At 72.1% G+C, this 13,067-nt stretch carries 16 protein-coding genes; 7 read left to right on the top strand and 9 right to left on the bottom strand.

What is annotated here, in order from left to right; genetic code table 11:
• Window positions 1-54: 54 nt before the first annotated feature.
• Complete coding sequence (hisI, locus tag O5O46_RS07260) at window positions 55-408, bottom strand: phosphoribosyl-AMP cyclohydrolase (protein WP_269854403.1); 354 nt, start codon at window positions 406-408, stop codon at window positions 55-57.
• Window positions 409-578: 170 nt separating this feature from the next.
• On the opposite strand from hisI, the gene O5O46_RS07255 reads away from it, so the two are divergent.
• Both O5O46_RS07255 and O5O46_RS07250 read left to right on the top strand, forming a co-directional pair.
• Window positions 579-1,421 carry a hypothetical protein gene (locus tag O5O46_RS07255; protein WP_269854402.1) on the top strand — a complete coding sequence of 281 codons (843 nt, stop codon included), beginning with the start codon at window positions 579-581 and terminating at the stop codon, window positions 1,419-1,421.
• Window positions 1,422-1,454: 33 nt separating this feature from the next.
• Window positions 1,455-2,093 carry a TIGR03085 family metal-binding protein gene (locus O5O46_RS07250; RefSeq protein WP_269854401.1) on the top strand — a complete coding sequence of 213 codons (639 nt, stop codon included), beginning with the start codon at window positions 1,455-1,457 and terminating at the stop codon, window positions 2,091-2,093.
• 67 nt (window positions 2,094-2,160) lie between these two features.
• On the opposite strand, the gene hisF is transcribed toward O5O46_RS07250, so the two are convergent.
• From hisF to hisD, 8 genes are read right to left on the bottom strand one after another with little or no spacing between them, the layout of a single operon-like run.
• On the bottom strand, window positions 2,161-2,931 hold the full coding sequence (hisF, locus tag O5O46_RS07245; protein ID WP_269854400.1) for an imidazole glycerol phosphate synthase subunit HisF: 771 nt from the start codon (window positions 2,929-2,931) through the stop codon (window positions 2,161-2,163).
• Complete coding sequence (locus tag O5O46_RS07240; protein ID WP_269854399.1) at window positions 2,928-3,374, bottom strand: Rid family hydrolase; 447 nt, start codon at window positions 3,372-3,374, stop codon at window positions 2,928-2,930. Before O5O46_RS07240 ends, hisF begins: the two co-directional genes overlap by 4 nt.
• Window positions 3,371-4,096: a bifunctional 1-(5-phosphoribosyl)-5-((5-phosphoribosylamino)methylideneamino)imidazole-4-carboxamide isomerase/phosphoribosylanthranilate isomerase PriA gene (gene priA, locus O5O46_RS07235; protein WP_269854398.1), complete on the bottom strand. Its 726-nt coding sequence runs from the start codon at window positions 4,094-4,096 to the stop codon at window positions 3,371-3,373. The genes O5O46_RS07240 and priA overlap by 4 nt, the downstream gene beginning before the upstream one ends.
• 8 nt (window positions 4,097-4,104) lie before the next feature.
• Window positions 4,105-4,740, bottom strand: a complete 636-nt coding sequence (hisH, locus tag O5O46_RS07230) for an imidazole glycerol phosphate synthase subunit HisH (protein ID WP_269854397.1) — start codon at window positions 4,738-4,740, stop codon at window positions 4,105-4,107.
• A 27-nt stretch (window positions 4,741-4,767) separates the two neighbouring features.
• Entirely contained in the window at window positions 4,768-4,920 is a 153-nt protein-coding gene (locus O5O46_RS07225) for a hypothetical protein (RefSeq protein ID WP_269854396.1), read from the bottom strand.
• On the bottom strand, window positions 4,917-5,507 hold the full coding sequence (gene hisB / locus O5O46_RS07220; RefSeq protein ID WP_269854395.1) for an imidazoleglycerol-phosphate dehydratase HisB: 591 nt from the start codon (window positions 5,505-5,507) through the stop codon (window positions 4,917-4,919). The genes O5O46_RS07225 and hisB overlap by 4 nt, the downstream gene beginning before the upstream one ends.
• 4 nt (window positions 5,508-5,511) lie before the next feature.
• Entirely contained in the window at window positions 5,512-6,624 is a 1,113-nt protein-coding gene (locus tag O5O46_RS07215; RefSeq protein WP_269854394.1) for a histidinol-phosphate transaminase, read from the bottom strand.
• Complete coding sequence (gene hisD / locus O5O46_RS07210) at window positions 6,621-7,952, bottom strand: histidinol dehydrogenase (RefSeq protein ID WP_269854393.1); 1,332 nt, start codon at window positions 7,950-7,952, stop codon at window positions 6,621-6,623. Before hisD ends, O5O46_RS07215 begins: the two co-directional genes overlap by 4 nt.
• A 223-nt stretch (window positions 7,953-8,175) precedes the next feature.
• Between hisD and O5O46_RS07205 the strand changes: the two genes are divergently transcribed.
• The 5 genes from O5O46_RS07205 to O5O46_RS07185 all read left to right on the top strand — a co-directional run bounded on the left by O5O46_RS07205 (window position 8,176) and on the right by O5O46_RS07185 (window position 13,062).
• Window positions 8,176-9,810 carry an oxidoreductase gene (locus tag O5O46_RS07205; RefSeq protein WP_269854604.1) on the top strand — a complete coding sequence of 545 codons (1,635 nt, stop codon included), beginning with the start codon at window positions 8,176-8,178 and terminating at the stop codon, window positions 9,808-9,810.
• Window positions 9,811-9,890: 80 nt separating this feature from the next.
• Entirely contained in the window at window positions 9,891-10,610 is a 720-nt protein-coding gene (locus O5O46_RS07200) for an LON peptidase substrate-binding domain-containing protein (protein ID WP_269854392.1), read from the top strand.
• A 53-nt stretch (window positions 10,611-10,663) separates the two neighbouring features.
• A complete protein-coding gene (ybaK, locus tag O5O46_RS07195; protein WP_443072416.1) occupies window positions 10,664-11,119 on the top strand; it encodes a Cys-tRNA(Pro) deacylase in 456 nt (151 codons plus the stop codon).
• A 330-nt stretch (window positions 11,120-11,449) separates the two neighbouring features.
• Window positions 11,450-11,893, top strand: coding sequence for a Fur family transcriptional regulator (locus O5O46_RS07190; RefSeq protein ID WP_269854391.1), 444 nt, complete (start codon window positions 11,450-11,452; stop codon window positions 11,891-11,893).
• Complete coding sequence (locus tag O5O46_RS07185; protein WP_269854390.1) at window positions 11,890-13,062, top strand: VIT1/CCC1 transporter family protein; 1,173 nt, start codon at window positions 11,890-11,892, stop codon at window positions 13,060-13,062. Before O5O46_RS07190 ends, O5O46_RS07185 begins: the two co-directional genes overlap by 4 nt.
• The last annotated feature ends 5 nt before the right edge of the window (window positions 13,063-13,067 follow it).

Below are 13,067 nucleotides of genomic sequence, written 5' to 3'. Positions count from 1 at the left end.
GCCTGTGGCAAGGCCGCTTCCGCAAGCCCCGCGCGGCGAGGTCCCGAGGGCCGACTAGCTCAGCGGCAGGGGGTCCGCGTCGAAGCACGTGCGGTCCCCGGTGTGGCAGGCCGCGCCCACCTGGTCGACCTTGACCAGCAGGGTGTCGCCGTCACAGTCGAGGGCGACCGACTTCACGTGCTGCACATGGCCGGAGGTGTCCCCCTTGACCCAGTACTCCTGGCGGCTGCGGCTCCAGTACGTGCAGCGGCCGGTGGTGAGGGTGCGGTGCAGCGCCTCGTCGTCCATCCAGCCCAGCATCAGCACCTCACCGGTGTCGTACTGCTGGGCGATGGCCGGGACCAGGCCGTCGGCGGACCGCTTGAGGCGGGCGGCGATGGCGGGATCGAGGCGGGAGACGGCTGGCATGCCCCCCATTGTGGATCAGCCGTGCCGGATACGGGAAACCGTCGGCGCCGCGATGCGCCGGAAGACCGCTGTGCCCGGTGCGACGGGACGCAACTGCCGCCGCTGAGCTGGGAGTCACGACTTGGCATCCCTGGCGAACGGCTGTCAGTCCCATGGGGCATGCTTCGGTCATGAGTTTCCCTCCACCGCCGAACGAGACCCCGCCCCCGGGCTCCGGCGGCGGCTTCGGCCCGCCGCAGGGCTTCGGCCCGCCGCCTCCGCCCGGCAATGGCGGATACGGTCCCCAGCCGCCCGGCCCCGGCGGGTTCGGCGGCTACGGTCCGGGAGCGCCCGGCGGCCCGGCGGGACCGGGTGGATACGGCCCCGGCGGCCCCGGCGGATACCCGCCGTATCCGCCGCCGCCCCCACCGGGGCCGGGCAAGGGCCCGAAGGTCGCGGGCATAGTCATCGGCGCCGTGGTGGTGCTGGCCATCGTCATCGGCGGCATCGTCTGGCTCGGCAGCAGCCACAGCGACAACAACAGCGCGCAGGCCGACGGCTCCCCGTCCGCGTCACCCGTACCGTCCGACTCCGGCGCGTCCGGCCTGCCGAGCCAGGACCCGTCGGACGGCTCCTCGCTGCCCGGGGTGCCCATGCCGTCGGCCAGCCAGCATCTGATCTACGTGAAGCTCTCGCCCGGCGACTGCTTCAACTCCCCCGGCCTGGACAGCCGTGTCCAGCAGATCACCAAGGTCTCCTGCACCTCGGTGCACGACGGCGAGGTCATAGCCAACGAGACCCTGTCCGGCACCGTGACCACCGAGGACGACCTCAAGAGCAAGGTGCTCGCACTGTGCGAGCCGGACGCCAAGAAGCGGCTGGAGTCCATACCCAGGGACGGGCGGACGTACTACAACTACGCGCTCTACCCGGACCTGGCGACCTACCAGTTCCAGGGCGAGGACACCGTCTCCTGCTCGCTGACGTTGAGCAATTCGATGGACGGCAAGCAGCTGACCGCCCCGTTGCCGTAGCCGCCCGTACGGGGGTGGACGTACGCTGCCGCCATGTCGACACATGCGCAGCGTGAACGTCTGCTGCTGGCAGACCTGTTGGAGAGCGCTGGCCCCGGGGCACCGACGCTGTGCGAGGGCTGGACCGCGCGTGATCTGGCCGCCCATGTGGTGGTCCGGGAGCGGCGTCCGGACGCGGCGGGCGGCATCCTGTTCAAGCCGCTGAAGGCCCGGCTCGACCGGGTCCAGCAGGAGTTCACCGCCAAGCCGTACGAGGAGCTGATCCAGCTCATCCGGACCGGCCCGCCGCGCTCCTCACCATTCGCCCTGAAGCAGATCGACGAGGCGGCGAACAGCGTCGAGTTCTTCGTGCACGCCGAGGACGTCCGCCGGGCCCAGCCGGAGTGGGCGGAGCGGGCCATCGACCCGGTCTTCGCGAACCTGCTGTGGAAGCGGTTGGAGCGGGCGGCCAGGGTGCTGGGCCGCAGGTCGCCGGTCGGCCTGGTGCTGCGCCGCCCCGACGGCCAGACGGCGGTGGCCCACCGGGGCGCACCGGTGGTCACCGTGACCGGGGAGCCGGACGAGCTGACCCTGTTCGCTTTCGGCCGCCAGTCCGCCGCCCATGTGGAACTGGACGGCGACAAGGACGCCGTGGAGAAGCTGCGCGCCGCCAAGCTGGGAATCGACGCCTAGCCCCACGCGGAGGCCGCCGCGACGATGCGAACCGGCGGCCCCGGCCACGCTGCGCCCCGGCCCGGGGCTAGCGGACCGGATGCCCCGCTTCCCGCAGCGTCCGCTTGACCTCGCTGATCCGCAGGTCGCCGAAGTGGAACACGGAGGCGGCCAGTACCGCGTCCGCGCCCGCCTCGATGGCGGGTGGGAAGTCGCCCAGCTTGCCGGCGCCGCCGCTGGCGATGACCGGGACGGTGACGTGCTTGCGCACCGCCTCGATCATCTCGGTGTCGTAGCCGTCCTTCGTGCCGTCCGCGTCCATCGAGTTCAGCAGGATCTCCCCGGCGCCCAACTCGACCGCTCGGTGCGCCCATTCGACGGCGTCGATGCCGGTGCCGCGGCGGCCGCCGTGCGTGGTGACCTCGTATCCGGAGGGCGTGACGGTGCCCTCGGGGCAGCGGCGGGCGTCCACCGACAGCACCAGGACCTGGCTGCCGAACCGCTCCGCGATCTCCCGGATCAGCTCCGGCCGGGCGATCGCCGCGGTGTTGACGCCGACCTTGTCCGCGCCGGACCGCAGCAGCTTGTTGACGTCCTCGGCGGTGCGCACCCCGCCGCCGACGGTCAGCGGGATGAAGACCTGCTCCGCGGTGCGGCGCACCACGTCGTAGGTGGTCTCCCGGTTGCCGGAGGAGGCGGTGATGTCGAGGAAGGTGAGTTCGTCCGCGCCTTCCGCGTCGTACACCTTCGCCATCTCGACGGGGTCGCCGGCGTCCCGCAGGTTCTGGAAGTTGACGCCCTTGACGACGCGACCGTCGGCCACGTCGAGGCAGGGAATGACCCGGACGGCCAGGCTCACGGCGTATCTCCACTCGGTTCCTCAGCGTGGCGTCCGTCAGGGCGGGCCACCGGACGCACTGCTTCGACTTCCACCTCGACCAGCACCCGCGAGTCGACGAAGCCGGAGACCACCACCAGGCTGGTGGCCGGGCGGATGTCGTCGAACAGCTCCTTGTGCGCGCGGCCCGCCGCGTCCACGTCGCGGGCGTGGGTGATGTACATACGGGTGCGGACCACGTCCGCGGCCCCGAGGCCCAACGGCTCCAGTGCCGCGAACGCGTTCGCGAACGCCGCCTTGGCCTGCAGGTACGGATCGCCTTCGCCCTGGAGAACCCCCTTGACCAGCGGCATCGTGCCGGACACCAGCACCCGGTCGCCGACCTCGACGGCTCGGGCGAAGCCCATGGTCTCCTCCCACGGACTATCGCTCTGCACTCGCCGCACAGCGGGGGTTCCGGTCATCGCGACACCGCCTTCAACGCTTCCTCAAGGGTGAATGCCTTGGCGTAGAGGGCTTTGCCCACGATGGCGCCTTCCACACCCTCGGGGACGAGGGCGGCGATGGCGCGCAGGTCATCGAGCGAGGAAACGCCGCCGGACGCCACCACGGGAGCGTCGGTCGCGGCGCAGACGTTGCGCAGCAGTTCCAGGTTGGGGCCCTGGAGCGTGCCGTCCTTGGCGATGTCGGTGACGACGTAGCGGGCGCACCCCTCGGAGTCGAGGCGGGCCAGCGTCTCGTACAGGTCGCCGCCGTCCCGGGTCCAGCCGCGGCCGCGCAGCGTGGTGCCGCGCACGTCCAGGCCGACCGCGATCCGGTCGCCGTGCTCGGCGATGGCCTTGGCCACCCACTGCGGGCTCTCCAGGGCGGCGGTGCCGAGGTTGACCCGGGTGCAGCCGGTGGCCAGCGCGGCGGCCAGCGAGGCGTCGTCGCGGATGCCGCCGGACAGTTCCACCTTGATGTCCATGGAGCGCACCACCTCGGCGATCTGGTCGCGGTTGTCGCCGGTGCCGAACGCCGCGTCCAGGTCGACCAGGTGCAGCCACTCGGCGCCCGCCTGCTGCCAGGCCAGGGCGGCGGCCAGCGGGTCGCCGTAGGAGGTCTCGGAACCGGACTCACCGTGCACCAGGCGGACGGCCTGGCCGTCGCGCACGTCGACGGCGGGCAGGAGTTCGAGCTTGGACATCGGGCGGCTCACAGGGTCTCGATCCAGTTGGTCAGCAGCTGGGCGCCGGCGTCGCCGGACTTCTCGGGATGGAACTGGGTGGCCCACAGCGGCCCGTTCTCGACCGCGGCGACGAACGGCTCGCCGTGCGTGGCCCAGGTGACCTTGGGGGCGCGGATGGCGTCGTTGGTGACTTCCAGTTCCCACTCGCGCACCCCGTAGGAGTGCACGAAGTAGTAGTGCTCGTCCTTGTCGAGCCCGGCGAACAGCTTGGAGTCCTCCGGCGCGTCGACGGTGTTCCAGCCCATGTGCGGCACGACCGGCGCGCGCAGCGGCTCGACGGTGCCGGGCCACTCGTCGCAGCCCGCGGTCTCCACGCCGTGCTCGACGCCGCGGGCGAAGAGGATCTGCATGCCGACGCAGATGCCCATGATCGGCCGCCCGCCCGCCAGTCGCCGACCGATGATCCAGTCGCCGCGGGCCGCCTTCAGCCCGGCCATGCAGGCGGCGAACGCGCCGACGCCGGGCACCAGCAGCCCGTCGGCGGCCATCGCGGCGTCGTAGTCGGCGGTGATCTCCACGTCGGCGCCGACCCGGGCCAGCGCCCGCTCGGCGGAACGGACGTTTCCGAAGCCGTAGTCGAAGACGACCACGCGCTTGCTCATCGCTTGTCCCTTTCCACGTGCGCGGCGCTAGAGCCGCAGCAGCCCGGCCGCGAGCGACATCACCGAACCGATTCCGAGCAGTACGACCACGCTCTTGGGCATCTTCTGCTTCCAGAAGGAGTAAACGCCTCCGGCGAGGAACAGCCCCAACAGGATGAACAGCATCGCGCCCTTGTTCACAGCGCGCCCTTCGTGGAGGGGATCCCCGTCTGCCGCGGGTCGATCTCCGCGGCGTACCGCAGGGCGCGGGCGAGTGCCTTGAACTGGCATTCCACGATGTGGTGCGCGTTGCGCCCGTAGGGGACGTGGACGTGCAGGGCGATCTGCGCCTGGGCGACGAACGACTCCAGTATGTGCCGGGTCATGGTGGTGTCGTAGGTGCCGATCATGGGCGCCATGCCGTCCGGCTCGCTGTGCACCAGAAACGGTCGCCCGGACAGGTCGACGGTCACCTGGGCCAGCGACTCGTCCAGCGGGACCGAGGCGTTGGCGAACCGGACGATGCCGCGCTTGTCACCGAGCGCCTGCTTGAACGCGGCACCGAGCGCCAGCGAGGTGTCCTCGATGGTGTGGTGGGTGTCGATGTGCAGGTCGCCGTCGGTCTTGACGGTGAGGTCGAACAGGCCGTGGCGGCCCAGTTGGTCAAGCATGTGGTCGAAGAAGCCGACGCCCGTCGACACATCGACCTGGCCGGTGCCGTCGAGATTGATCTCGACCAGCACCGATGTCTCCTTGGTGGTGCGTTCCACGCGGCCCACGCGGGTCATGTGCTCAGTTCTCCTTCTTCAGCTCGCGCACCGCGTCGAGGAACGCGTCGTTCTCGGCCGGGGTGCCCGCGGTGACGCGTAGCCAACCCGGTACCCCGTTGTCACGGACCAGTACGCCGCGGTCCAGCAAACCCTGCCAGGCGGCGTGGGCGTCCTCGAACCGGCCGAACTGCACGAAGTTCGCGTCCGACTCCGTCACCTCGCAGCCGATCGCCCGTAGCTCGGTGACCAATCGGTCGCGCTCGGCCTTCAGCTGCTCGACGTACCCCAGCAGAGTATCCGTGTGCTCCAGGGCGGCGAGCGCGGTGGCCTGGGTGACCGCCGACAGGTGGTACGGCAGCCGCACCAGCTGGACCGCGTCGACCACGGCCGGGTCGGCGGCCAGGTAGCCCAGGCGCAGTCCGGCGGCGCCGAACGCCTTGGACATGGTGCGGGACACCACGAGATTCGGTCGGCCCTCGATCAGCGGCAGCAGCGAGGGGCGGTGCGAGAACTCGCCGTACGCCTCGTCGACCACCACGAGCGCACCGGCGGTCCCGGCCTTGGCGGCCTGCGCCGCCTCGTACAGCGCCAGCACGGTGTCGGCTTCCACCGCGGTGCCGGTGGGGTTGTTCGGCGAGCAGACGAAGACCACGTCGGGGCGGAGCGCGGCGATCTGGGCCTTCGCCTCCTCGACGTCGATGGTGAAGTCCGCCTGGCGCGCCCCGGAGATCCAGCCGGTACCGGTGCTGCGCGAGATCAGCGCGTGCATCGAGTACGACGGCTCGAAGCCGATGGCGGTGCGGCCGGGACCGCCGAAGGTCTGCAGCAGTTGCTGGATGACCTCGTTGGAGCCGTTCGCCGCCCAGACCCCGGCCAGCCCGATCCGGTGGCCGGTGGTCCTGGTCAGGTAAGCGGCCAGCTGGGTGCGCAGCTCCACCGCGTCCCGGTCCGGGTAGCGGTTGAGCTCGCGGGCCGCCCCGCGGACCCGCTCGGCGATCCGCTCGACCAGCGGCTCGGGCAGCGGGTACGGGTTCTCGTTGGTGTTCAGGCGTACCGGTACGTCGAGTTGGGGGGCGCCGTACGGGGTCTTGCCGCGTAGTTCGTCCCGGATCGGGAGGTCGTCGATACGGGTCACTGGCCGGGCACCTTCCATCCGAACCTCGCCTTCAGGGCCGCGCCGTGCGCGGGCAGGTCCTCGGCCTGGGCCAGCGTCACCACGTGGTGGGCCACCTCGGCGAGGGCGTCCCGCGTGTAGTCCACGACGTGGATGCCGCGCAGGAAGGACTGCACCGACAGGCCCGAGGAGTGGCAGGCGCAGCCGCCGGTGGGCAGTACGTGGTTGGAGCCCGCGCAGTAGTCGCCCAGCGAGACCGGGGCGTACGCGCCGACGAAGACCGCGCCCGCGTTGCGCACCCGGGCGGCGACGTCGGCGGCGTCCTCGGTCTGGATCTCCAGGTGCTCGGCGGCGTACGCGTCCACCACCACCAGGCCCTGGTCGAGGGTGTCGACCAGGACGGTCGCGGACTGCCTGCCGGACAGCGCCTCGGTGATCCGCTCGGTGTGCTTGGTGGCGGCGACCTGGCGGTCCAGCTCCTTGTCGACCGCGTCTGCGAGGTCGGTGGAGGTGGTGACCAGTACGGCGGCGGCCAGGGTGTCGTGCTCGGCCTGGCTGATCAGGTCGGCGGCGACGTGCGCTGGGTCGGCGGTGTGGTCGGCGAGGATGGCGATCTCGGTGGGCCCGGCCTCGGCGTCGATGCCGATGCGGCCCTTGAGCAGCCGCTTGGCCGCGGCGACCCAGATGTTGCCGGGGCCGGTGACCAGGTTCACCGGGCGGCACTCGTCGGTGCCGTACGCGAACATGGCGACCGCCTGCGCGCCGCCGGCCGCGTACACCTCGTCCACGCCGAGCAGTGCGCAGGCCGCGAGGATGGTGGGGTGCGGCAGCCCGCCGAAGTCCGCCTGCGGCGGCGAGGCGACGGCCAGCGAAGCGACGCCCGCCTCCTGGGCGGGCACCACGTTCATCACCACGGAGGACGGATAGACGGCCCGCCCGCCGGGCACGTACAGCCCGACCCGCTCCACCGGGACCCACCGCTCGGTGACCGTGCCGCCGGGCACGACCTGGGTGGTGTGGTCGGTACGGCGCTGCTCGCCGTGCACCAGGCGCGCGCGCCGGATGGACTCCTCCAGCGCGGCGCGGACGGCCGGATCCAGTTCCTTCAGGGCGCGCCGCAGCGCCTCCTCGGGGACGCGTACATGGTCGATCCTGACGCCGTCGAACCGCTCCGCGTACTCGATCAGCGCAGCGGTGCCGCGATGCTTCACGTCGTCGCAGATCGGCCGCACCTTCTCCAGGGCGGCCTCCACGTCGAGTTCGGCACGGGGAAGCAGGTCACGGTCGATTCCGCCACTCACAGTGGCCTCGGAGAAGGCGGCGCCGCGCAGATCAATTCGGGAGATCACGGTGTCAAGTGTAGAGAGCGCCATTGCCAGCCGTGGTCGGCCTCCACTTCGTGAGACACGGCGCGTCCCCGTGAGGCTGTCATGTCCAGGGCGGATCGGTGGCTGGATTCGGCCATCGGGAGGTGGCGCGACGTCCGCCGCGCTATAGCGTGCGACCGGGCGATCGCCGCCGGGTGGTCACCCGCCGCCGACGGGAAGGGACCACACCGTGAGCCAGCCCGCCATGCCGGTAGACCTGACCACCGCGGAACGCCGCATGTGGGACGCCTACCGCCGGGGCGAGACCTGCGACCTGAGGCTCGGCCCGGCGGAGCGCGGCGAGCCGGACACCGCTGCGGAGCCGTCCGACGGCGCCGCGGGCGCGCTGCCGCAGCCCCGGGCGGGCGGCGGTGAGCCGGAAGCGCGCGGTGCGCGGCCGGCGGACGGTGACGCGGATCCCGGCCGTACCGTGCGGGCGGAGGTCGTGGCGCTGCTGCTGCTCGACGGGCCGCCCAGTGAGCCCGGGCGGGTCGCGGCGCTGAAGCTGACCGGGGCGCTGGTCACCGGGCTGCTCAACCTGTCGGGCGGCCACGTCCAGCCCTATGTGGAGCTGCGGGAGTGCCACTTCGACCACCAACTGCTGTTGCCCGCCTGCCATTTCACCACCGTACGGATGGTGCGCTGCGAGGTGCCGCGGATCGAGGCGGCCCGGCTGAACAGCGAGGGCGATCTGCATCTGCCGCAGTGCACGGTGCCGGGCGGGATCCGGCTGACCGACGCGCACATCGGCACCGATCTGGTGCTCAACCAGCTCACGGTGGGCCAGAGCCGCAGCGGCCACTCCATCGCGGCGGACGGGCTGACCGTCGCCCAGGACGTGGAGGCCGAACTGCTGGAGTCGACCGGTGAGATCAGCCTGCGCAGCGCCCGCATCGGCGGTCGGCTCAGCCTGCGCGGCAGCGCGCTGCACAACCCGTACGGCCGCTACGCGCTGAACGCCGCGCGGATCACCGTGGAGCACACCCTCTACCTCAGCTCCGGGTGGTTCAGCGGCTACCTGGGCGGCGGCACCCCGCCCGCGGGCGTGCACACCCAGCGGTTCACCTCCGAGGGCGGGATCCGGCTGGACGACGGGCGGTTCGGCAACGCGGTGATCGCGGACAAGGCGCACTTCCGGCTGACCGGTACCCAGCAGTTGTCGCTGCGCCGCGTCCAGACCCCCGAACTCCGCCTCGTCCTGGACGAACCGCCGTCCGGGCGGATCTCGCTGGCCGGCGCCCGGGTCGGCAACCTCACTGACCGGCCGTCGAGTTGGCCCGGCCGGGGCGGCATCGACCTGGCCGGGTTCAGCTACGAGTCGCTGTCCTCGCCCAGTCCGGTGCCGTTGGACCAGCGGATCGCCTGGCTGGCCGACGCGACGCCGGAGTACAACCCTGAGCCGTACGAGACCCTGGCCCAGGTGCTGCGGCACGGCGGCGAGGACTCGCAGGCCCGCGAGGTGCTGCTGGCCAAGCAGCGCAGACGCCGGGAGACGCTGCCGCTGGCCGGCATGATGTGGGGCTGGCTGCAGGACGTCACGGTCGGCTACGGGTACCGGCCGGGGCGGGCGGCGCTGTGGATGGCGGTGCTGTGGGCGGCGGGCACGCTGTACTTCGGGCTGGGTCACCCGCCGGAGCCAGTGGACGATCACGCCTGGCCGCACTGGAACCCGGCGCTGTTCGCGCTCGACCTGTTACTGCCGGTCGTCGATCTGGGGCAGAGCCATGCCTGGCGGCTGGGCGGGGCCGCGCAGTGGGTGGCGGCCGCGATGACCATGGTCGGCTGGGTCCTGGCCTCGACCGTGGTCACCGGCGCGTCACGGCTGCTGCGCCGCGGCTGACGATCCTGCGCGTGCCCTCGGCACCGCGTCTGTACGAAACCGGTATTGACGCACAGGGCCTGCGCTTAGGCTTACCTGTTGTGACCGCACGACTTCCGCTGTTCCCACTCGGCTCGGTGCTCTTTCCGGGCCTCGTGCTGCCGCTCCACATCTTCGAGGAGCGGTACCGCGCCCTCGCCCGCGATCTGCTGGCGCTGTCCGAGGACGCCCCTCGGCACTTCGGCGTGGTGGCGATCAGGGACGGCTACGAGGTCGCGCCGAGCGGTCCCGGCGCGCCGGACGGCGGTGCGACGGCGGGCTTCGGGCCCGACCTGGGCAAGGCGCTGTACCAGGTCGGGTGCATAGCGGACGCGGCCTCGCTGCGGGAGAAGGAGGGCGGCGGGTACGAGATGGTGGCCACCGGCACCGCCCGGTTCCGGCTGCGGTCGGTGGACGCCACGGGCCCGTATCTGGTCGGCGAGATCGAGGAGCTGCCCGAACTGCCGGGCGAGGGGGCGGGGCCGCTCACCGCGGAGGTGGAGCGGGCGTTCCGTACGTACCAGAAGCAACTCGCGGGGGCGCAGGAGCGGACGCTGTCCACGGCGCAGGAACTGCCCGGTCAGCCGTCGGTGCTGTCCTATCTGGTGGCCGCTGCCACGGTGGCCGAAGTCCCGGTCAAGCAGGAGCTGTTGGAGGCTCCGGACGCCGCGACCCGGCTGGCGGAGGAGCTGAAACTGCTGCGCAGGGAGACGGCGGTGATCGGTAGGCTCCCCTCACTGCCCGCGGTTGAACTGACCCGGCAGCCGACGAACCGCAACTGAGCTGAGGTCTGGGCGAGTTGGCCAAGAAGGCGAAATCCGGAGGGACTCCGGCGATGGTCGCGCTGGCCGCGGCGGGAGTGCCGTTCACCGTGCACTCCTACGAACACGATCCGGCCGCCGCGTCGTACGGCGAGGAGGCCTGGCGGGCGTTGGGCGTCACGCCGGAGCGGGTCTTCAAGACACTGGTCGCGGAGGTGGACGGGGCGCTCACGGTGGCGGTCGTACCGGTCGCGGGATCGCTGGACCTCAAGGCGCTGGCCGCGGCGGTGGGCGGCAAGCGTTCGGCGATGGCCGATCCGGCCGCCGCCGAGCGCACCACGGGGTACGTGCGCGGCGGGATCTCGCCGCTGGGCCAGCGCAAACGGCTGGTCACGGTCGTCGACGCCTCGGCGCTCGGGCATCCCACGGTCTTCGTCTCGGCGGGCCGCCGCGGGCTTGAGGTGGAGCTGGCTCCGGAGGACCTGGTGCGGGTCGCCAACGCCTCGACGGCTTCCATCGGCCGCGCCTGAGCGCGGGCCTGAGCGCGTTGCCTGGCCGTCGTCTCGACAGGCCCGCCCGATGGGCGCACGCTGGGCACAGTGCGGTCGCTCGGCCGCGCGGAGGGAGCGAGTGCCATGTCCAAGCGCACCCGTAAGCGGAAGTGGCGGCTCAAGAAGCGCCACGCCAACCACGGCCATCGGCCCGCATGACCCCTTCGTAGTCGCGGTTCGCTGAGGACCGCGGGGCTACGTCGTTGGGGTCGACCGCCATCGCGGCGAGGAGTTCCCGCTCCTCGCCGCCTTTTTTCGCCTGGGTGTAACTTGGATATTGTCCAAATAACTCAGGTGGGGAGAGCGCGGATGACGGACGTCGCCGAACGGCTGCGGGCGGCCGGGCTGCGGGCCACGCGGCCCCGGCTGGCGGTCACCGAGGCGCTGCGGGCGATGGGCGGCCACCACACCGCCGACGAGGTGCACGCGCACCTCGTCGAGCACGGCACGCCGCTGCCCAGGACCAGCGTGTACAACGCCCTGGTGACGCTGTCCGAACTCGGCGTGGTGCTGCGCGCCGACGTCGGGCCGGGCGCGGCCGTCTACGAGTTCGCCGAGACCTGGCACCACCACTTCGTCTGCCGGCGCTGTGGACGGGTCAGCGACGTCTCCTGCCTGGTCGGCGCGAAGCCCTGCCTGACCGCCGGCCAGGACGTGGGCCGCGTCGACGAGGCGCAGGTCATCTTCCGCGGCATCTGCCACGACTGCCTCCGAACCACCGGTACGACCCCTGGCGGGAGAACCACGCCATGAACGCCGAGACCCCTGAACCGCACGTCGCCGAACCTCCCACGCCCACCGACCGGCGGGCGGCCGCCCGGTACCGGGCCGCCCTGGAGTCCGAGCGCCGCAGCGCCGCCCTCTACCGGGGACTGGCCGCCGGTGCCACCGGCGAACGGCAGCAGATATTCCTGGAGCTCTCCGCGGTCGAGGAGCGGCACGCCAGGCACTGGGCGGACAAGCTCAGCGCCCTCGGCGAACACGTCCCCGCCCCCGGCCGCGCAGGGCTGCGCACCAGGCTGCTGTCCTGGCTGGCCCGCCGCTTCTCGGTGGACGCGGTGCTGCCGATGGTGGAACGTGCCGAGCACGCCGACGCGGGCCTGTACGCGAACGACCCGGACGCCGCGCCGGGCATGGCCGTCGACGAGCGTTCGCACGCCCGGGTGCTGACCTGGTTGCGCGAGCAGGGCTCGGCGGCCGGCGCCGAGGGCGGCCGGGAAATCGTCCGGCGGGAGCGGTGGCACCGCAGCGACCGCTCCGGGGCGCTGCGCGCGGCGGTGTTCGGCGTCAACGACGGCCTGGTGTCCAACACCGCGCTGGTCATGGGCTTCGCCGGATCCGGCGCCGCGGGCTCGACCATCCTGTTCGCCGGTGTCGCCGGGCTGCTGGCCGGGGCGTTCTCGATGGCCGCCGGTGAGTACGTCTCGATGCGCAGCCAGCGCGAGGCGTACGAACGGGAGATCGCGCTGGAGGCCGACGAGTTGCGCGACGACCCCGAGGCCGAGGCCGAGGAACTCGCCCTGATCTACCGGGCCAAGGGCCTGGACGCGGAAGAGGCCGAGCGCGTCGCGACCACGATCATGAAGGACGACGAGGCGGCCCTCAACACGATGGCCCGCGAGGAACTCGGGCTCGACCCGGACGAGCTGGGCTCACCGTTGTCAGCGGCACTCTCCAGCCTCGTCGCCTTCGCCCTGGGCGCCCTGGTGGTCGTGCTCCCCTATCTGTTCGGCTCCGGTCCGGCCGCGCTGGTCGCCGCGGTCGTGCTGGCCGTCGGCGCGCTGTTCACCGTCGGCGCGGTGCTCGGCCTGCTCAACGGGCGCGCCGCGGTGCGCTCGGGCGCCCGTCAGCTGCTGGTCGGCGCGGGCGCGGCGGCGGCCGTCTTCGGCATCGGGCACGCCATCGGCACCGGGTCGGTCTGATCCTG

It is taken from the genome of Streptomyces sp. RPT161, from assembly GCF_027533845.1.
Taxonomy (GTDB): Bacteria; Actinomycetota; Actinomycetes; order Streptomycetales; family Streptomycetaceae; genus Streptantibioticus_A; species Streptantibioticus_A silvisoli_A.
This window is presented reverse-complemented; position numbering and strand designations above follow the sequence as displayed.